We start from the raw sequence: 17,590 nt of genomic DNA on the forward strand, positions 1-17,590 counted from the left end.
TTGGTAGTCCAGACGTAGGCAAGCCTATCAGTAACCTTCCTCCGGTTGTCCATTCTTAGGGATAGATTTAAGGAGGTGCTGTCGTGGAAACAATTTCAATTGGATTGACAGTTTATTTTGAAGATGGATTTTGGCATGGTTTGTTCGAACAAGTGTATCGAGAAACTTATCAAGTTTGTCGTGTGACATTTGGTCAGGAGCCAAAAGATGATGAAATTCTAGAGATGTTACAGACTCAGTTTACTCATTTATCTTTTAGTCCAGAAGCTACAGTTAAGCAACCTGTAAAAATCAAGAATCCTAAACGATTACAGCGAGCTGTGAAGAAACAAGTAAAGAAGAAAATTTCTTCCAAGTCGAAAGAACTATTGCAGTTGCAGTATGAGGAAAGGAAAAAGATTTCAAAACATCAATCTAGTGTCCAAAAGCAATTGCTCAAACAAGAGAAATTCGAACGCAAACAGCAAAAACGAAGAGACAAGCATAAAGGACATTAACCCTTATCTCTTTCATCAAAAAAGCTTCGGTAGGAAGAAACCTACCGAGGCTTTTTAACATGTCGAAAACGATTGTTGAATATCTGGATGATGTTCCCAATCAGCTCGATCGTAGCTTCCTGTAATGGTGTGTTCCTCTGAAAAGAGCAGAACCCGTTCCACAATCGGAGCGATTTGGTCGAAATGGTGGGAAGAAATCACAATTGTTTTTCCTGCTGTCTTGAGATCTTGAAGTAAGACGGCGATCAGTTTTTGGTATTTGGGGGAGAGGCCGTTAAAGGGCTCATCAAATAGCAAGAGACTAGGATTCATAGTGAGGACACTGGCGATAGCGACTAGCTTCTTCTCCCCTCCGGAAAGATGATAGGGAATGCGATCTCTCAGGTGTTCAATCTCTAAAAGAGCGAGTGTGTCATTGACGCGTTGGTCGATTTCAACTGCAGCTAAGCCGAGTTGACGTGGGCCAAAAGCGAGTTCATCATAGACACTTGTGTTGAAGAGTTGCGTATCGCTATTTTGAAAAATGAGTCCCACCTGTTGAAATAGCTGACCAGCACGATGGGGATCTTTTAAGAAAGTGTCATCTATCGTCCAATCCTTAAAGTGGTAGTGACCAGAAGACAGGGGTAAAAGTCCCACCAGAATTTTGAAAAGTGTGGATTTTCCTGCTCCATTTGGTCCCATCAAAGCGATCGTTTCTCCTTGCTTGATCTGTAGTTGGATATCGTGGATTCCAATATCATCTGTGTAGTGGTAATTTCCATCTTGAATGGTAATCATAGGCTATCCTTTCTAACGGAGTAGAGTGGTGACGGCAATAAGGAAGACTAATTCCAGTAGTAAAAGTCCATCTTCTTTTTTCCAACAGAAGGGCTCTTTTTGTTTCCTGTCTATGCCATATCCTCTCAGCAACATGGCCTCGTAGACCTCTTTGGTATGGTTCTTCGTTGAGAGATACAAGAGACCCAGCAGAGAGCCAAAAAGATGGAGGCTCACTTTTTGACCAACGGTCCTAAGTTGCACACACTCAATTTGTTGGTGAAGGTGTTTTCCCAAAATATAACTATATTTTAGCGTAATATCAATGGTCTGGACAAAGGTATTGGGGACATGCAACTGCCTTAGGGCCTCCACCAGTTGGATGCTTGTGGTAGTGGCTAAAAAGAGGGAAATATTGAGGACAATGATCCCTGCACGCAACAAAAAGAGTCCACCATTTTGAAATCCTTGAAATAAGATACTCGGTAAAATCACAATTGTGGAAATGAACAGCACCTTGAACAGGACCTTAAAGAGGTGGAGTAGGACCTCTCCAGGAAGCATGGCAATGTGAAGTAGTAAGAGGATACCGAGGATCCAGAGCTGGATCGTATGGTGGGCTGTTGTAATGAGAATGGCTAGGGTTAAAAAGTAAACAAGCCGCATCCAAGAGGAAGTTTTGGCCTTGAATGCGGGCGTCGTTTGTTTCATTTTGCCAAGAAAGTGGCGCAATGTTTGAAGATTCATTTGTAAATAGTGATGGCTTTTGGATGCTTCAAGAGTCGCTTGCTCTTGATGAAGCCAGTCAGGGAGTTTACGCATGAGAAGTCTTTTCTCCGTTCATTGATCGAATGATTTTACTGATGATATAGAAAATGAGAACAGCTGTAATGGCTGATAGAATATAGCCGATCGCAATTTTCGTTCCAGGAATGGTGTAATCACTAAACAAGGCTTCAAAAGAGAATCCATTTTTGATCCCTGTTGGGACTTTGCCATGAAGCAGGCTACCCAATTCTTCAGTAGACCATTCACCAAAGGCTGTCCCATCTGCGAGAAGTCCAAGTGGGCTGAGGACGATCAAAGCAAGGAGCACCCAGCGAATTTTTTTAACGAATGAAGTTGTATTGACTGAACTTGGTGTGTACAACTCTGTAGGAGCGACTTGTTTGACAAAACGGTAAATCACAAAGGTGAAGAAGGCTTCGACCCAACCTGCTACAAGGAGGTGAGCTCCCAACATGGCAGGTACGGTAATACTCAATCCATAAGGGTTATAGAGCGGCTGACCAGCTTCTGAAGCGATGAGTGGTTGCAAGCCCAATTCAACACCAGCTAAGAAGGCTGCAGCATTGATCGAAAGATAAGAGCCGACAATGACGCCAAGCGTTTCCTGATGGTGCTTGCGGAACAAGCTATAAATAGCATAACCAACGAAAGGCATCACAATGGCCATGTTGAAAATATTGGCCCCAAGAGCGAGAATACCTCCATCCCCAAATAAGAAGGCCTGTAGCAGTAAGGCGACTGTCAGCGCCAGAGAGGCTGCATAGGGACCTATGAGAATGGCAAGAAGGGTTCCTCCGACAGCGTGAGCGGTCGTTCCGCCAGGGACAGGAACATTAAACATCATTAATAAGAAGGACAAAGAAGCAGCGATCCCAAGCATCGGAGCCAGCTCTTTATTTTCTTTTAATTGCACCTTGACTTTTTTGACAGATAAGACAATAACAGGTGCAGCAGCAACCGCTAAAACCGCACAACTTGCAGGACTAAGGTAATTATCTGGTATATGCATAACAAATTCTCCGTTAGTATGAATTATTTTCGTTAACAGATTACCACATTATAAAATCAGGTGTCGTTACAAAACGAGTCCAACATTTGTTACACATGCTAGAAAGAGGGCTATCTTGCTAAAAGAAATTAGTAGAAAGAAGAAGAAAAAACTAGTTTGAAGGGCTAGAAAGGCTTTTTTAAGGTGAATTTGGATAAAATTATTGGTTCCATATCGAAATAGTTGACAGATGTAACAAGCAGTGGTAGAATGATTTTGATATTTCGATATAGAAATAAAAAGGAGACAAAATGGACAAGATGTTAGGGGGCTACCAAGCTTTACAGATACGCTTATTAGACGGGCGACTTTTTCAAAAACTCTTGAGCAAGGAACCAGATGCCCAATACCGAAGTGAACAGGGGAAAATTTTAACGATTTTGTGGAAGCAAGACTTGGGGTGCGCTACTGCGACCGATATCGCTCTTGCGACGGGCCTAGCCAATAATACATTGACCAGCATGGTTAAGAAACTGGAAGAACAAGGCTTGGTTACGATTCAACCTTGTACGCAGGATAAAAGGAAAAAATATATTTCTTTGACAGACCTCGGTTGGGCACAAAAGGAAATTGGGGATCGTGTTAGTAAGGAACTGGGTGAGATTTTCTATCAAGGATTTTCGGATCAAGAAATTCGAGAATTTGAAGCCTATCAAGAGCGGATAATCTCAAATCTAAAAGCTAAAGAGAATGACATCTAGGGAAAGGAGGCAACAGTTATGATTGGAATTACAGGGGTAACAGGGAAATTAGGTTCTTATGTGGCTAATCTTGTCGATAAAAAAGGAATTGCTTCTATCCATCTGGCAAGAAGTCCAGAGCGGGCAATAGTCTACGCGTCAGCGGAAATTCGTAAGATGGTGTATGCCAATACTCCAGAGGTGGTTGAGGCCTTAAAGGGTATCGATGTCTTATTGATGGTCTCTGCTCGGGAAAATCCAGAGCGTGTTGAGGAACACACGAGTTTTTTAAATGCCGCAAAGCTAGCGGGGGTGCAGCATATCGTCTATACCTCCTTTTACGGAGCAGATGAAAAAGCAACCTTTACCTTGTCTCGAGATCATGCCCAGACGGAAGCCTATATCAAGGAGTTAGGATTCACCTATACATTTTTGAGAGATAATTTTTACTTGGACTTCTTGATAGATATTGCTCTTGAAAATGGAGAGATTCGTGGTCCAGCAGGAAGTGGGAAGGTTTCAGCAGTTGCCCGTAAGGACACATCTAGTGTTGCAGCAGAGATTCTTTTACATGCTAAGAAATGGGAAAATCAAACCTTGAATCTAACAGGACCAGAGGAACTTTCCATGGAAGAGATCGTAGCGCTTCTCTCAAAAGAGACCGGTAAGACCATCGCGTATGTGGATGAATCAGTAGAAGAAGCCTATGAGTCACGGAAAAAATGGCCAGCACAAACTTGGGAGTATGATGCCTGGGTCAGTACCTATACAGCGATTAAAGCTGGAGAACAAGCTGGAGTTTCAGCAGATGTCGAAAAAGTCCTAGGGCATCCAGCAAGTAGCTTATTGGATATTCTTAGAGACAGAAAACTTATTGAGGAAAAATATGATTGAATACAAACATGTAGCCTTGCGCTACACGGAAAAGGACATTTTGAAAGATGTCAATCTCCGCATTGAAAATGGAGAATTCATGGTGCTAGTGGGTCCTTCAGGATCTGGTAAGACCACCATGATCAAGATGATTAACCGTCTTTTGGAGCCGACAGATGGCAATATCTATATGGATGGGAAACGTATCAAGGACTATGATGAACGGGAGTTACGTCTCAGTACCGGCTATGTCCTTCAAGCCATTGCCTTATTTCCTAACTTGACCGTTGCTGAAAATATAGCATTGATTCCTGAGATGAAGGGCTGGACTAAAGAACAAATCACTTCTAAGACAGAAGAACTCTTGGATAAGGTGGGTCTCCCTGCTGCAGAGTATGCAAATCGCATGCCTAGTGAATTATCTGGTGGGGAGCAACAGCGGATTGGCATTGTGCGCGCTATCATTGGAGAACCAAAAATTCTATTGATGGACGAACCTTTTTCAGCCTTGGATGCCATCTCTCGCAAGCAGTTGCAGGCTCTTACAAAAGATTTACATAAAGAATTCGGCATGACGACCATCTTCGTAACCCATGATACGGATGAGGCCTTAAAATTAGGGGATCGCATTGCGGTGCTACAGGAAGGAGAAATTCGTCAGGTGGCAGACCCTGAAACAATTTTACAAGCGCCTGCGACAGACTTTGTCGCAGATTTGTTTGGAGGTGCTCACCATGTCTAAACTACTTACAACTTTTCAAGAACGTTTTGGGGACTGGCTTACAGCCCTTGGACAACACTTACAATTGTCTCTCTTGACCTTATTGGTCGCTATTTTTCTGACGATTCCGCTGGCAGTTTATCTAAATAGCCATAAAAAAGCAGCGAACTGGGTGTTACAAGTTGCGGGTATCTTCCAGACCATTCCCTCAATGGCTTTGTTGGGGCTCTTTATTCCTTTCATGGGGATTGGAACCTTACCGGCCCTTACAGCTCTAGTCATTTATGCTATTTTCCCGATTTTGGAAAATACAATCACAGCCTTGAACGGCATTGATCCTAGTCTTGAGGAGGCAGGGATTGCTTTTGGAATGACCAAGTGGGAGCGACTCAAGAAGTTTGAAATTCCACTGGCCATGCCTGTTATTGTATCAGGGGTTCGTACAGCAACCGTTATGATCATTGGGACAGCGACTTTAGCCGCTCTTGTTGGAGCTGGTGGATTGGGCTCCTTTATCCTTTTGGGGATTGATCGTCGAAATGCTAGTCTCATTTTAATCGGCGCAATCTCATCAGCCATTTTGGCCATTCTATTTAATGTTATTCTCAAATGGTTGGAAAAGGCCAAGTTGCGTACGATTGTTGCGGCCTTTGCGGTGATGCTCCTTGGTTTGGGAGCGAGTTATGCTCCAAGCATGATTCCTCAGAAAGAAAAAGAAAACCTAGTCATAGCTGGGAAATTGGGGCCTGAGCCTGAAATTCTCATGAATATGTACAAACTTCTCATTGAGGAAAATAGTGACATGACGGTGACCGTTAAGCCTAACTTTGGGAAGACAGATTTCCTTTATCAAGCGCTTAAAAAGGGTGATATCGATATCTATCCAGAATTTACAGGGACCATTACAAGCTCTCTCTTGCAACCAGCTCCTAAAGTCAGCAACGACTCCAAAGAAGTTTTCGAGGTTGCGCGTGATGGTATAAAGAAACAAGATCATCTAGCCTTGCTCAAACCCATGGCTTATCAAAACACCTATGCGATTGCTGTTCCGAAAAGTATTGCGAAAGAGTATAATCTGAAGACGATTTCTGATCTCAAGAAAGTTCAGGACAAGCTCAAAGCTGGTTTCACGTTGGAATTTAACGACCGTGAGGACGGAAACAAAGGGCTTCAATCAGTTTATGGACTAAATTTTAATGTAGCTACCATGGAGCCGGCCCTTCGCTATGAGGCAATCCAACAAGGCAATATCCAAATAACAGATGCCTATTCAACAGACCCAGAAATTGCTCAATATGATCTAGTTGTTCTAGAGGATGACCAACACCTCTTCCCACCTTACCAAGGAGCACCCCTCATGAAAGAAGCTCTTCTTAAGAAACATCCAGAATTGGAAGGTATTCTTAATAAGTTATCTGGTAAAATCACAGAGAGCCAAATGAGTCAAATGAACTACCAAGTGGGAGTAGAAGGAAAACCTGCTGCCAAAGTAGCGCGTGACTTTTTGGTCAAACAGGGATTATTGAAGAAATGATGCAGCAAGAGGAAATACAAGAGACTCTTTTGCGACTCTGTGAGCACTATGGAGAACAAAATTGGTGGCAATCGGAGAACAAACTGGAAGATCTGGTATCGACTATTTTGATCCAACGGACAACAGAGAAGAATGCTAAGTTGGCTTTAGCTGGTTTGATGGATGTCATGACAGTAGAGAGGATCCTGGCTTTACCGCTAGAAGAGTTACAGGAACGTATTCGGCCTGCCGGATTTTTTAAGCAAAAATCTCAAACGATTAGGGGACTTCTGATATGGTTAAGAGAAGTTGGTGGTTTTGAGGTTCTGTCCAAGATTGGAACAGAAGATTTACGGAAGCAACTGTTGGAGTTAAAAGGGATTGGACCAGAGACTGCAGATGCACTTTTACTTTATCTTTTTGATCGTCCAGTTTTTATTTCGGATGAATATGCGAGAAGACTTTTTCGACGCTTAGGATTTGGAAACTATGATACCTATAATGACATGCATGCTGTTTATGGTAACGTCTTGGAAGGGCTCGCTCTCAAACAATGCCAGGAGATCCATGCTGTCATTGATGAACATGGGAAAGCTTTTCGCAAAAGTAAAGGCCAGTTAGACGAAAGTTGGTTACGATAAAAAAGAGCCCGGGACAGTCGTTCCCTGACTCCACAAAAGCAACGGATTTGCCGTTGCTTTTTGCATGGTTTCGATAGCCTTAGTAAAATAGAATTGGTCAATAAGTCATTTAGAAAATCGATCTCATGCATATGAAAAAGTGATGAATACAGTAGAGAATAGTCACTTCTACACTCTCTATCATCACTTTGGCTGCCCTTTTTAACCCCTAAAATGCTTTCAGCAAGCTTTTGGGTTAGAAGGGGAGACCTTCTCTTCAAAAAAAACTCCATTGAGTCTGGCTTAAAATTATGTTACAATAAGCCTTGAAAATGAATGAAAGTATATGGAAAAAAGTATGAAAAAACGACCAGTAATTGGAATTACAGGAAATGAAAGACCCTTCCCGGATGATCCAGACGCGAATATGAGCTATGCGGCGACTGGTTTTGTCGAAGCGGTCAAAGAGGCAGGAGGGATTCCCTTGATCTTGCCAATTGGAGATGCAGCCTTAGCCAAAGACTACATATCGATGATTGATAAGCTCATCATTACCGGTGGACAAAATGTCTTGCCCAAGTTTTACGGAGAAGAAATCACCATCGACAGTGATGACTACCTCTTGAAACGCGATCTCTTTGAGTTGGCCTTGATTGAAGAAGCGCGTGCGGCTAAAAAAGCGATCTTTACCGTTTGCCGTGGGACCCAGCTCTATAATGTCGCTCTAGGGGGAACTCTGTATCAAGACATTGAACACCACTGGCAGGACAATCCAGGTCAGTACACCAGCCAAGAGTTGGTGACCAAGGATCAGACGATCCTGCAAGAGATCTATGGTAAGACCAGTCGCATCAATTCTTTCCATCATCAAAGTATTAAAGACTTGGCAGATGGTTTAGAAGTGATCGCGCGGGATCCTAAAGATGACATCATAGAAGCCGTTCAATCCACAGATGAGAGTCGTTTCCTCGGCGTTCAGTGGCATCCGGAATTTCGTTTTGACAAGAGCCCAGCAGATCGCAAGCTCTTTGAATATGTCGTGACTCAATTGTAAAGAGGACCAGCTTCCTTAGGAATTTTTCCTAAGGGGCTTTTTCTTTAATCTGCGTAAGAAAGACTGTAAATTGTGCCTAGGTTTTGGGGGAGGATTCGCTACAATAGAGCTAGTAGAATGAGGAGGATTAGGACATGTATCAATTTCCAAAGGATTTTTTATGGGGGAGTTCGACCTCGGGCCCTCAAACAGAAGGGCGTTTCGCCCAGGATGGAAAGGGAGACAATCTCTGGGATTACTGGTATAAGATCGAGCCCAACCGCTTTTATCAAGGGCAAGGACCAGAGAAAACATCGACTTTTTATGAACACTGGGAAGAAGATTTGGACCTCTTGTTAGAAACTGGCCACACGGCCTTTCGGACCTCTATTCAGTGGTCACGTATTTTCCCAGAAGGACGAGGAGAGATCAATCAAGCAGGCGTTGATTTCTACCGTCGTGTCTTTGAAAAGATAAAGGAGAAAGGGATTCACCTCTTGGTCAACCTCTATCATTTTGATTTACCGATGGCTCTTCAAGAGCAAGGGGATGGTTGGGAAAATAAAGAAACTGCCTATGCTTACCAAGAATATGCGCGTTTTTGTTTCAAGACCTATGGAGATCTGGTCGATCAGTGGATCACCTTTAATGAACCCATTGTCCCTGTGGAGTTTGGTTATTTTTATGATGCCCATTTTCCTCATAAGGTAGACGCAGTAGCAGCAGTTAAAGTAGCCTACCACACCCAGTTAGCAAGCTCTCTAGCAGTGAAGGCCTGTCACGAGGTGGATCCTAATTTCCGTATCGGAATTGTGCTCAATTTGACACCAGCCTATCCTCGGAGCCAGCATCCAGAAGATGTGAAAGCCGCGCGCATTGCCGAGCTCTTTCAAGCCAAATCCTTCTTAGATCCATCTGTTCTTGGTCATTATCCTGAAGAATTAGTGGAGATCCTACGGGAGCGTGATCTCTTACCGGATTATGATCCCTTTGAATTGCGCTTGATCGAGGAAAATACGGTGGATTACCTAGGGGTTAACTATTACCAACCACTCCGTGTGGCAGCTCCTCGTTATGCTCCAAATCCAGCATCTCCCCTACTCTTTGAACAATTTTATGAACCTTATGTTATGCCAGGCCGCAAGATCAATCCCCACCGTGGTTGGGAAATCTATGAGCAAGGCTTGTATGACATTGCCCAAAATATCAAGGAAAACTATGGCAATATCGAGTGGATCCTGACCGAAAATGGGATGGGGGTTGAAGGAGAGGAAAAATTCCGCAAGGATGGCGTGATCCAAGACGACTACCGGATTGACTTTGTCAAAGACCATCTTCGTGAGCTCCACCGGGCTATTCAAGATGGTGCTAACTGTAAAGGTTATTTGATCTGGACCTTTATTGACTGTTGGTCATGGCTCAATGGCTACAAGAACCGCTATGGCTTGGTTGAATTGGATCTCGAGAGTCAAAAACGTACCCTCAAAAAATCCGGCCATTGGTTTAAAGAACTAAGCCAAGCCAATGGATTTGAAGACTAAATCAAAATCCGCAGCCTGTGTTCAATTCGTATGGAGACTCCTCAAATCGTCATATTAAAGCTTGGAGTCAAATAGTTCCCCGGACGATTTGACTCTCAATCATTCCGAATGTCTGAAACCATTATGTTTCAGGCATTTTTCTTACAGTGGAAATTTTCTCAAATGACTTCGTCTTCAATCTTAACGCTAACTTAACTAGACCAATTTTCTTGAATTTCCTAGTTGACAAACTAGAAGAAGCATTGTATACTGACTCCGCTGGTTGCTTTTTGGTCAAATTAGACTAGACCAATTTTAAAGTAGCTGAGAAATCGACCATGGGTCGTTTGACTAAGTAAAGGGGAAAGTATAGCAAGGCTATATCGTAAAAATTATGTGCGGAATCGTTGGTGTTGTAGGAAATACAAATGCTACAGATATTTTGATTCAAGGACTTGAAAAACTCGAATACCGAGGCTATGACTCTGCGGGTGTTTTCCTGGCTAGTGAAGGCAAGAGCCAATTGGTAAAGGCAGTTGGCCGCATTGCAGAATTGTCGTCTAAGGCAGAAGGTGTCGAAGGAACAGCTGGGATCGGACATACCCGCTGGGCCACTCACGGAAAACCAACTGAGGACAATGCTCACCCACACCGCTCGGAAACAGGTCGCTTTGTTTTGGTCCACAATGGGGTCATTGAAAATTACCTTGAAATCAAGGAAGAATACCTAGCAGGTCACCATTTCAAGGGGCAAACAGATACAGAAATTGCTGCCCACTTGATCGGAAAATTTGCTGAAGAAGATGGCTTGTCTACGCTCGAAGCCTTCAAAAAAGCCCTCCACATCATCCGTGGGGCCTATGCTTTTGCTTTGATGGATGCGGAAGATCCAAGCACCATCTATGTGGCAAAAAATAAATCACCACTCCTGATCGGTCTTGGTGATGGCTACAATATGGTCTGTTCTGATGCCATGGCCATGATTCGTGAAACTAACCAATATATGGAAATCCATGACCAAGAGTTGGTCATTGTCAAGGCTGACAGCGTTGAAGTGCAAGACTATGATGGCAACGTCAAAGAACGGGATAGCTACACGGCTGAACTCGACCTTTCTGATATTGGAAAAGGGACTTACCCATACTACATGCTCAAGGAAATCGATGAGCAACCAACTGTCATGCGTAAGTTGATCCAAGCCTATACAGATGAATCTGGACAAGTAGTGGTAGATCCAGCTATTATCAAGGCTGTTCAAGAAGCAGATCGAATCTATATCCTTGCGGCTGGTACCTCTTACCATGCTGGATTTGCGTCTAAAAAAATGTTGGAAGAGTTGACAGATACTCCAGTAGAACTCGGTATTTCATCTGAGTGGGGCTATGGTATGCCACTTCTCAGCAAGAAACCACTCTTCATCTTTATCAGCCAATCTGGTGAAACAGCCGATAGCCGCCAAGTATTGGTCAAAGCTAATGAAATGGGCATCCCAAGCTTGACAGTGACCAATATCCCAGGTTCAACTCTTTCACGTGAAGCAGACATGACTATGTTGCTCCATGCTGGTCCTGAAATTGCGGTAGCTTCTACTAAGGCTTATACGGCTCAAATCGCAGCCCTTGCCTTTCTGGCTAAAGCTGTTGGGGAAGCCAATGGCAATGAGAAGGCCAAAGCCTTTGATTTGGTGCACGAATTGTCTATCGTTGCCCAATCGATCGAATCAACCCTTTCAGAAAAAGAAGTCATCGATGAAAAAGTTCGTGGCTTGTTGGAAACAACCCGCAATGCTTTCTATATCGGACGTGGTCAAGATTACTATGTTGCCATGGAAGCCAGTTTGAAACTAAAAGAAATTTCTTACATCCAATGTGAAGGCTTTGCAGCGGGTGAGTTGAAACACGGGACCATCGCTCTGATCGAAGAGGGTACACCGGTCATCGCCCTCTTGTCTGACCCAGTCTTAGCCAGCCACACACGTGGAAACATCCAAGAAGTGGCAGCACGTGGGGCTCATGTTTTAACCATTGCAGAAGAAAATGTCGCTAAAGAGACAGATGATTTGGTCTTGACAGCGGTTCACCCTTACCTCTCTCCAATCTCAATGGTGGTGCCAACCCAATTGATTGCCTACTTTGCAACCCTTCATCGTGGGCTCGATGTCGACAAACCACGGAACCTTGCTAAGTCTGTAACCGTTGAATAAACTTGTCTATATAGAAAAAACATCCTCGTTAGGTTTTTCCTAACGAGGATATTTGTTTTATTTGTCAAAACCTTGCAAGGCTTTGAGGCGTTCTTCTGTTTGTCCCTTGGCGTCTAGTTTTTTACCTTGGTAAACAGCTGATTCCCATGATCCGTACATTGGATTTGGGAAGATGATGAATTTTTCACCAAATTCTTTTTGCAATTCGTCCAATTTCTTGTCGCGATCAGCTTCAGAGGTCTTAGAGAAGTCTGCAAAGTCGACCAGGTTGTCCCCGAAGAGCAAGACAAGGTTGGTCTTTTCTTGTACAGCTTGGCGACGGCCTTCTTTTGATTTGACGCCATCTTCTAAGAACATGAGGTGGTCACGTCCTTGAACAGGAATGCCTTCTTTTTCAAGGTTTTTGATGGTATCATCTACTTGAGAGGTTGTACGGTCAGAAATGTAGTAGATTTGAACCCCGTTTTGATCCGCATATTGAAGGAAATCTTTGGCACCTGGCACCGCTTTTGCGGCTGCTTTTTTCACCCAAACATCCCAATCTTTAGGATTGAAGGCCGTACCATCTTTGACGTTTTGAACTTGGTAAGGGCTGTTGTCTAAAACAGTTTCGTCCAAATCCAAGACGATGGAATAAGGCTTATCAGAAGGAGTTTGGAGGATCTCTTTCAAACGGTCAGTAGCGACATTGTAGCCTTGTAAATACAAAGCCTTAGTTTCTGCTGCCTTTTGGTACCAGAGAACAGACATGGTATTTTCTTGTGAGCGCTGCTGATCATAGGTCATCGTCACCTGATTTTTAGTGCTACTTGCTTTTGTCTCTTGCGTTTTGTTGGTGTTGCTTCCACAACTCGTCAGTAAAATGACAGAAGCAAGAGCAGAAACGATGGTAAAGGTGGTTTTTGTTGTTTTCATAAACCGTACACTCCTTAAAATTATTCTATAAAAATTATACTCCTTTCAATCTTGCCTGACAAGAAAGAGAAGAAGGTGTCTAGGAATCGGTGAAAAGAAAAAGAAGGAAAAACGCTGCTATGAAAGGTTTCTTCGCCTCAACATATGCTATTTTTTCCTTTAAAAGAAGGGATATAGTTTTCTGCTATAACCGGATCAAGAAAAGATCAAAGCATCCCTTTTCTTCTAAAATGAAACAATAAAGAAAGATACTCGCAAGTCCCTATTTTCAAGCACTTGCGTTTTTTTGATGCCTTTCTCAATAAAGAAATTTTAAGGCCTTGATAGGGAAAATATATTAGTCAGCTACTTTTTGAGGTGATATCATGGTTACAAATTCCAGAAGGAAAGCAGTCAGTCTTTCTGTTGGAGAAATATTGAGGAGGATGTACAGTATGAGTAAAAAAGAATTGGTTCTTCGTGCCATTCGAGGCGAAACAGTAGAGCGAATCCCTGTAGGATTTTGGCTCCATTATGTGACCCAAGAAGAAAAAGAATTGGGTCTAGACAATCCGGCTGTAGTAGAAAAAAGTATTAAGGGCCACCAACACTATGTTGAAGAAATTTCACCTGATTTTGTCAAGATCATGAGCGATGGCTTCTTCCGCTATCCGAGTGCTCTTTATTCGAGAGAGATCAGATCGATCCGAGAATTGAAGGATATTCAACCGATTGGAGAGCATCATCCATGGATTGAAAAACAAATCGAAGTGGTCAAGGAAATTTGTTCTCATTTTCATGAAGAGATAGCTTCTTTCTACAATATCTTCTCGCCCATTTCTTATTTGAAACGCTGGTTCCGTACGGATCAATCCCGTGGAGATCAAATGATTGCAGACTTTATCAAGGAAGATCCAGAAACTTTAGCTCATGTCCTTGACGTGATTGCAGGAGACATCGCTACTTTAAGTCGCCGCTTGATCCAAGAAGCAGGTATTGAAGGGATTTACTTTTCAACCCAGCAAATTCAAGACGAGCGTGTGACAGATGAAGAATACTGCAAGTTCATTGAGCCTAGCAGCATCGCTGTCCTAGAAGCAGCCAATGAAGCTGGAGGCATCAATATCCTTCATATCTGTGGTTTTGAAGGGGCCAGCAATGAAGTGGAACTCTTCAAGGATTATCCAGCTCAAGTCATTAACTGGGCAACCCATCATGAAGGCCTTAGCCTAGCCGCAGGTCGCAAACTTTTCGGCGATCGTGCCGTTTTGGGTGGCTTTGTCAATGGCAAAAAAGGCTTGCTCTATCAAGGGGAACGAGAAGCTATTGAGCAAGAAACGCGCCGCTTGGTGGCTGAAGCCGGAAGTCGTGGTTTGATCCTTGGAGCAGACTGTACCGTGCCAGATGATTTCCAATTGGAACGCTTAGATTGGGTGCGTCAAGCAGCTGTATTGTAAGAAGAAAGGAGAGGGAGATGAAAAAGATCAATGTATGGTGTATCCTGGTAACCGTTTTGTTTTTGCTTTTAGGGCTTAGTAAAGTTGCTCTAGCAAGCAGTCATGGGATTGTACGGAAAGATCCGGACATCGAAAAATTGGAGAAAATTCCAGCCCATAGTCTCTCTCTCCTTCGCCCCTCTGATATAGCGGGAATTTTACTTCTTGAAGATCAGTGATAAAAAAAGATGAAGAGCTTGATAAAAAATATATATTAGTCAAAGCATAATTGAAGTGATAAGATAACAAACAAGAAAAGATGGAACGAGGTAAGAACATGTCAGCAAAAAGAGAATTAGTGTTAAAAGCTTTTAAAGGAGAAGCAGTTGATCGTGTGCCAGTTGGATTTTGGCACCATTTCACGACAGAAGAAGAGTGGCTAAAAGGATTTTCAAATCCTGAAATTATTGAAAAAAACCTCAATGGCCATAAAAACTTCCTTCACAAGGTCAAACCAGACTTTGTCAAACTCATGAGTGATGGTTACTTTGCTTATCCAAATCCAGCCATTCACAAAGGCCTTGAAAACATCTCTGACTTAGCAGGGATTGAACCACTCGGAGCAGATCATCCATGGATCACAGAGCAAGTAGAGCTCGTTAAAAAAATCCGTGCCGGTTTTGAAGAAGACATTGTGGCTATCTACAATATCTTTGCTCCAGTGACCTACTTCAAATGGTTGGTCGGAGAAGTTTCAGGAGGAGATGACTTGATCGCCAACTTTATCGATCAAGATGCAGCAACTCTTAAAAAAGTATTGGATACAATTGGCCAAGATATTGCAAGTTTGAGCCAACGAATCATCAAAGAAGCAGGGGCAGACGGGATCTACCTCAGTGTTCAAAGTATCCAGGATGCGCGGGTTACACAAGAAGTTTATAAAAACATTATTGCACCGAGTGAACTCCATGTCTTAGAGGCAGCCAATGAAGCTGGTGGCGTAAATATTCTTCATATCTGTGGCTACGAAGGAGCTCGCAATGATATCCATCTCTTCACAGACTACCCAGCCCAAGTCATTAACTGGGCAGTCGGGCCAGAAGGAATCAGCCTAGCAGAAGGACGCGAAATCTTCGGTGGACGCACGGTTCTTGGTGGCTTTGAAAATGGAAAAAATGGACTTCTTTACACAGGAGATAAGGCTGCGATCCAAGCAGAAACCAAACGCATCATCGCAGAAACTGGAACCACAGGCTTGGTCATTGGTGCCGATTGTACCATCCCAAGTGACATTGATGAAGAACGAATCGAATGGGTTCGTGAAGCTGCAGCAGAATAAGGAAAATAGAAAGAGGGAGAACAGAGTATGAGTAAAAAAACATGGATTATCGGTGGGGTGGCCGTTCTTGCCCTTGCAGGTGCAACCATTCTTGGTCGAAGCTTGAACCACGCAAACGAAAGCAAAGGATCAACAGGATCTAATAAAGTAACAACCTTGAAAGTAGCCCACACTCAAAACTATGTGCCTTACGATTTCGTCGATGAAAAAGGGGAATCAGATGGTTATGAAGTAGCCGTGCTCAAAGCCATTGACGAAAAACTACCAGACTACAAGTTTGAGTACACTGGAACAAGTGATGACGATCTCTTGATCGGTCTAGAATCTGGTAAATACGATATCGGAACCAAAGGAGCTTGGTATACCGAAGAACGTGCCAAGAAATTTATCATTCCAAAAGAACCAATCGGAGCAAGTATCATCGGATTTACCGTTCGGAAAGAAGATGCGAATAAATACAAGAATATCGATGACTTCGCTAAAGAAAAAGGAAAATTGGTTCCAATTTCACCACAAAATGCGCAGTGGAATGTTATTAAAGAATACAATGAAAAGCATAAGGACCAACAAATCGAATTAACAGCTGCCGAATCTTTCAAAGTCGCAGATGCCTATGCTTGGGTTCTTGAAGGACGTTACGATGCCTTCTTTGACATCAAACTTTCCTTTGAAAAAGCTGTCACAGATAAAGATGGTTCTTACCACCAATATGCGGACAAACTGAGCTGGTTTGCCTACAAAGGAATTCCAACTTACCCATTGATCCATAAGGATAAGAAAAACGAAAAATTTGCGGAAGCATACAGCAAGGCCATCAAAGAATTAGAAAAAGATGGCACACTTGCTAAATTGTCGAAAAAATATTTCGGTGAAGATGTCTTCAGTTATGTAGATAAAGAGAAATAAGATGGAACTGGGTGCGCATAGCCCCAGCTTCCTTATTTCTATACGGATACAGAAAGGAAAAGAAACATGGTCTCATACGACATTTCCAAGGTCTGGTCATTTCTTCCAACCTTGGTCCAAGCTCTGCCAGCGACCCTAGCTTTGATGTTTTTAACGACGGTTCTCGGTTCTGCATTTGGCTTGGTTTTGACCTGGGCACAAGTATCAGAAGATAAGGTAGGAGCAGGTCTGGCAAAAGGCTATGTCTTTACTTTGCGTTGTACCCCTCCGATTGTCTTGCTCTTTTTGGTCTTTTATGGGCTCCCCCAATTTTTGAACTGGTGGTTGGGCATTGACATTGACCACTGGTCCAAGTTTGTCTTTGTCCTTGTTGCCATGTTTCTTCTCTTTGCTGCTATGATCTCTGAGGTCTTCAAGGCAGCCTATTTGGCCATTCCAAAAGGTCAGATGGAAGCGGGCTTGAGTATTGGCTTGACGCCAGCTCAAACCATTTGGCGGATTGTCCTTCCCCAAGCCTTTCGCGTGGCTCTTCCCAATATGACGACTGCCATCTTGAACCTCATGCGCGATGCCGCTTTGGCTTATACCATTGGCTTTATCGATATCATGGGAGCAGGTAACAACTTGATCAGCCGCAATCTTGGGAATTATTCCCTCGAGACCTATACAGCCGTCGCAGTGATCTACTGGGGAATTGCCCTTGTGATCTCCTTCTCCGCTCAACTCCTTGAGAAACGACTCAGTGTAACAGAAAGGTAG

18 protein-coding genes are annotated in these 17,590 nt (G+C 43.2%); 14 read left to right on the top strand and 4 right to left on the bottom strand.

Annotated elements, in window-relative coordinates:
• The first annotated feature begins 83 nt into the window (after window positions 1–83).
• Window positions 84–497 (top strand): YjdF family protein, encoded by a 414-nt coding sequence (locus tag HMPREF2686_RS01275; protein WP_049485676.1) that lies wholly within the window; start codon window positions 84–86, stop codon window positions 495–497.
• A 54-nt stretch (window positions 498–551) separates the two neighbouring features.
• Here the strand turns inward: HMPREF2686_RS01275 and HMPREF2686_RS01280 are convergent, their stop codons facing one another.
• Genes HMPREF2686_RS01280 through cbiM form a run of 3 tightly spaced genes read right to left on the bottom strand, consistent with a single transcriptional unit; the run spans window position 552 to window position 3,054 of the window.
• A complete protein-coding gene (locus HMPREF2686_RS01280; RefSeq protein WP_049485677.1) occupies window positions 552–1,277 on the bottom strand; it encodes an energy-coupling factor ABC transporter ATP-binding protein in 726 nt (241 codons plus the stop codon).
• Window positions 1,278–1,289: 12 nt separating this feature from the next.
• Window positions 1,290–2,078: an energy-coupling factor transporter transmembrane component T gene (locus tag HMPREF2686_RS01285; protein WP_049485678.1), complete on the bottom strand. Its 789-nt coding sequence runs from the start codon at window positions 2,076–2,078 to the stop codon at window positions 1,290–1,292.
• A complete protein-coding gene (cbiM, locus tag HMPREF2686_RS01290; protein ID WP_049485679.1) occupies window positions 2,071–3,054 on the bottom strand; it encodes a cobalt transporter CbiM in 984 nt (327 codons plus the stop codon). Before cbiM ends, HMPREF2686_RS01285 begins: the two co-directional genes overlap by 8 nt.
• 290 nt (window positions 3,055–3,344) lie before the next feature.
• On the opposite strand from cbiM, the gene HMPREF2686_RS01295 reads away from it, so the two are divergent.
• The 8 genes from HMPREF2686_RS01295 to glmS all read left to right on the top strand — a co-directional run bounded on the left by HMPREF2686_RS01295 (window position 3,345) and on the right by glmS (window position 12,256).
• Window positions 3,345–3,794, top strand: coding sequence for a MarR family winged helix-turn-helix transcriptional regulator (locus tag HMPREF2686_RS01295; protein ID WP_070448933.1), 450 nt, complete (start codon window positions 3,345–3,347; stop codon window positions 3,792–3,794).
• An 18-nt stretch (window positions 3,795–3,812) separates the two neighbouring features.
• On the top strand, window positions 3,813–4,667 hold the full coding sequence (locus HMPREF2686_RS01300) for an SDR family oxidoreductase (RefSeq protein WP_070448934.1): 855 nt from the start codon (window positions 3,813–3,815) through the stop codon (window positions 4,665–4,667).
• Window positions 4,660–5,388, top strand: a complete 729-nt coding sequence (locus HMPREF2686_RS01305; RefSeq protein WP_023919561.1) for an ATP-binding cassette domain-containing protein — start codon at window positions 4,660–4,662, stop codon at window positions 5,386–5,388. Before HMPREF2686_RS01300 ends, HMPREF2686_RS01305 begins: the two co-directional genes overlap by 8 nt.
• On the top strand, window positions 5,381–6,901 hold the full coding sequence (locus tag HMPREF2686_RS01310) for an ABC transporter permease/substrate-binding protein (RefSeq protein ID WP_070448936.1): 1,521 nt from the start codon (window positions 5,381–5,383) through the stop codon (window positions 6,899–6,901). The genes HMPREF2686_RS01305 and HMPREF2686_RS01310 overlap by 8 nt, the downstream gene beginning before the upstream one ends.
• Entirely contained in the window at window positions 6,898–7,521 is a 624-nt protein-coding gene (locus HMPREF2686_RS01315) for an endonuclease III domain-containing protein (RefSeq protein WP_070448938.1), read from the top strand. The genes HMPREF2686_RS01310 and HMPREF2686_RS01315 overlap by 4 nt, the downstream gene beginning before the upstream one ends.
• Before the next feature lie 337 nt (window positions 7,522–7,858).
• Window positions 7,859–8,554: a gamma-glutamyl-gamma-aminobutyrate hydrolase family protein gene (locus HMPREF2686_RS01320; RefSeq protein WP_024056210.1), complete on the top strand. Its 696-nt coding sequence runs from the start codon at window positions 7,859–7,861 to the stop codon at window positions 8,552–8,554.
• A gap of 134 nt (window positions 8,555–8,688) precedes the next feature.
• A complete protein-coding gene (locus HMPREF2686_RS01325; RefSeq protein WP_024056211.1) occupies window positions 8,689–10,074 on the top strand; it encodes a glycoside hydrolase family 1 protein in 1,386 nt (461 codons plus the stop codon).
• Between the two features lie 373 nt (window positions 10,075–10,447).
• Entirely contained in the window at window positions 10,448–12,256 is a 1,809-nt protein-coding gene (gene glmS / locus HMPREF2686_RS01330; RefSeq protein WP_070448939.1) for a glutamine--fructose-6-phosphate transaminase (isomerizing), read from the top strand.
• A 57-nt stretch (window positions 12,257–12,313) separates the two neighbouring features.
• Here glmS and HMPREF2686_RS01335 read toward each other — a convergent pair whose 3' ends face one another.
• Window positions 12,314–13,171 carry a 5'-nucleotidase, lipoprotein e(P4) family gene (locus HMPREF2686_RS01335; RefSeq protein ID WP_070448942.1) on the bottom strand — a complete coding sequence of 286 codons (858 nt, stop codon included), beginning with the start codon at window positions 13,169–13,171 and terminating at the stop codon, window positions 12,314–12,316.
• A 434-nt stretch (window positions 13,172–13,605) separates the two neighbouring features.
• On the opposite strand from HMPREF2686_RS01335, the gene HMPREF2686_RS01340 reads away from it, so the two are divergent.
• From HMPREF2686_RS01340 to HMPREF2686_RS01360, 5 genes are all read left to right on the top strand, one after another.
• Complete coding sequence (locus HMPREF2686_RS01340; protein WP_070448944.1) at window positions 13,606–14,607, top strand: uroporphyrinogen decarboxylase family protein; 1,002 nt, start codon at window positions 13,606–13,608, stop codon at window positions 14,605–14,607.
• A 17-nt stretch (window positions 14,608–14,624) separates the two neighbouring features.
• Window positions 14,625–14,825 carry a hypothetical protein gene (locus HMPREF2686_RS01345; RefSeq protein ID WP_049482364.1) on the top strand — a complete coding sequence of 67 codons (201 nt, stop codon included), beginning with the start codon at window positions 14,625–14,627 and terminating at the stop codon, window positions 14,823–14,825.
• Window positions 14,826–14,923: 98 nt separating this feature from the next.
• Window positions 14,924–15,925, top strand: a complete 1,002-nt coding sequence (locus HMPREF2686_RS01350) for a uroporphyrinogen decarboxylase family protein (RefSeq protein WP_003016091.1) — start codon at window positions 14,924–14,926, stop codon at window positions 15,923–15,925.
• 27 nt (window positions 15,926–15,952) lie between these two features.
• On the top strand, window positions 15,953–16,831 hold the full coding sequence (locus HMPREF2686_RS01355; RefSeq protein ID WP_045759046.1) for a transporter substrate-binding domain-containing protein: 879 nt from the start codon (window positions 15,953–15,955) through the stop codon (window positions 16,829–16,831).
• 66 nt (window positions 16,832–16,897) lie between these two features.
• Window positions 16,898–17,590, top strand: coding sequence for an amino acid ABC transporter permease (locus HMPREF2686_RS01360; protein WP_013904551.1), 693 nt, complete (start codon window positions 16,898–16,900; stop codon window positions 17,588–17,590).

It is taken from the genome of Streptococcus sp. HMSC057G03 (assembly GCF_001808745.1).
Taxonomy (GTDB): domain Bacteria; phylum Bacillota; class Bacilli; order Lactobacillales; family Streptococcaceae; genus Streptococcus; species Streptococcus parasanguinis_Z.

Excerpts from the sequence above, each read along its gene's own strand:
- HMPREF2686_RS01280 (WP_049485677.1), bottom strand. The coding sequence starts at position 1,277 with ATGATTACCATTCAAGATGGAAATTACCACTACACAGATGATATTGGA.
- HMPREF2686_RS01285 (WP_049485678.1), bottom strand. The coding sequence starts at position 2,078 with ATGCGTAAACTCCCTGACTGGCTTCATCAAGAGCAAGCGACTCTTGAA.
- cbiM (WP_049485679.1), bottom strand. The coding sequence starts at position 3,054 with ATGCATATACCAGATAATTACCTTAGTCCTGCAAGTTGTGCGGTTTTA.
- HMPREF2686_RS01295 (WP_070448933.1), top strand. The coding sequence starts at position 3,345 with ATGGACAAGATGTTAGGGGGCTACCAAGCTTTACAGATACGCTTATTA.
- HMPREF2686_RS01300 (WP_070448934.1), top strand. The coding sequence starts at position 3,813 with ATGATTGGAATTACAGGGGTAACAGGGAAATTAGGTTCTTATGTGGCT.
- HMPREF2686_RS01305 (WP_023919561.1), top strand. The coding sequence starts at position 4,660 with ATGATTGAATACAAACATGTAGCCTTGCGCTACACGGAAAAGGACATT.
- HMPREF2686_RS01310 (WP_070448936.1), top strand. The coding sequence starts at position 5,381 with ATGTCTAAACTACTTACAACTTTTCAAGAACGTTTTGGGGACTGGCTT.
- HMPREF2686_RS01315 (WP_070448938.1), top strand. The coding sequence starts at position 6,898 with ATGATGCAGCAAGAGGAAATACAAGAGACTCTTTTGCGACTCTGTGAG.
- HMPREF2686_RS01320 (WP_024056210.1), top strand. The coding sequence starts at position 7,859 with ATGAAAAAACGACCAGTAATTGGAATTACAGGAAATGAAAGACCCTTC.
- HMPREF2686_RS01325 (WP_024056211.1), top strand. The coding sequence starts at position 8,689 with ATGTATCAATTTCCAAAGGATTTTTTATGGGGGAGTTCGACCTCGGGC.
- glmS (WP_070448939.1), top strand. The coding sequence starts at position 10,448 with ATGTGCGGAATCGTTGGTGTTGTAGGAAATACAAATGCTACAGATATT.
- HMPREF2686_RS01335 (WP_070448942.1), bottom strand. The coding sequence starts at position 13,171 with ATGAAAACAACAAAAACCACCTTTACCATCGTTTCTGCTCTTGCTTCT.
- HMPREF2686_RS01340 (WP_070448944.1), top strand. The coding sequence starts at position 13,606 with ATGAGTAAAAAAGAATTGGTTCTTCGTGCCATTCGAGGCGAAACAGTA.
- HMPREF2686_RS01345 (WP_049482364.1), top strand. The coding sequence starts at position 14,625 with ATGAAAAAGATCAATGTATGGTGTATCCTGGTAACCGTTTTGTTTTTG.
- HMPREF2686_RS01350 (WP_003016091.1), top strand. The coding sequence starts at position 14,924 with ATGTCAGCAAAAAGAGAATTAGTGTTAAAAGCTTTTAAAGGAGAAGCA.
- HMPREF2686_RS01355 (WP_045759046.1), top strand. The coding sequence starts at position 15,953 with ATGAGTAAAAAAACATGGATTATCGGTGGGGTGGCCGTTCTTGCCCTT.
- HMPREF2686_RS01360 (WP_013904551.1), top strand. The coding sequence starts at position 16,898 with ATGGTCTCATACGACATTTCCAAGGTCTGGTCATTTCTTCCAACCTTG.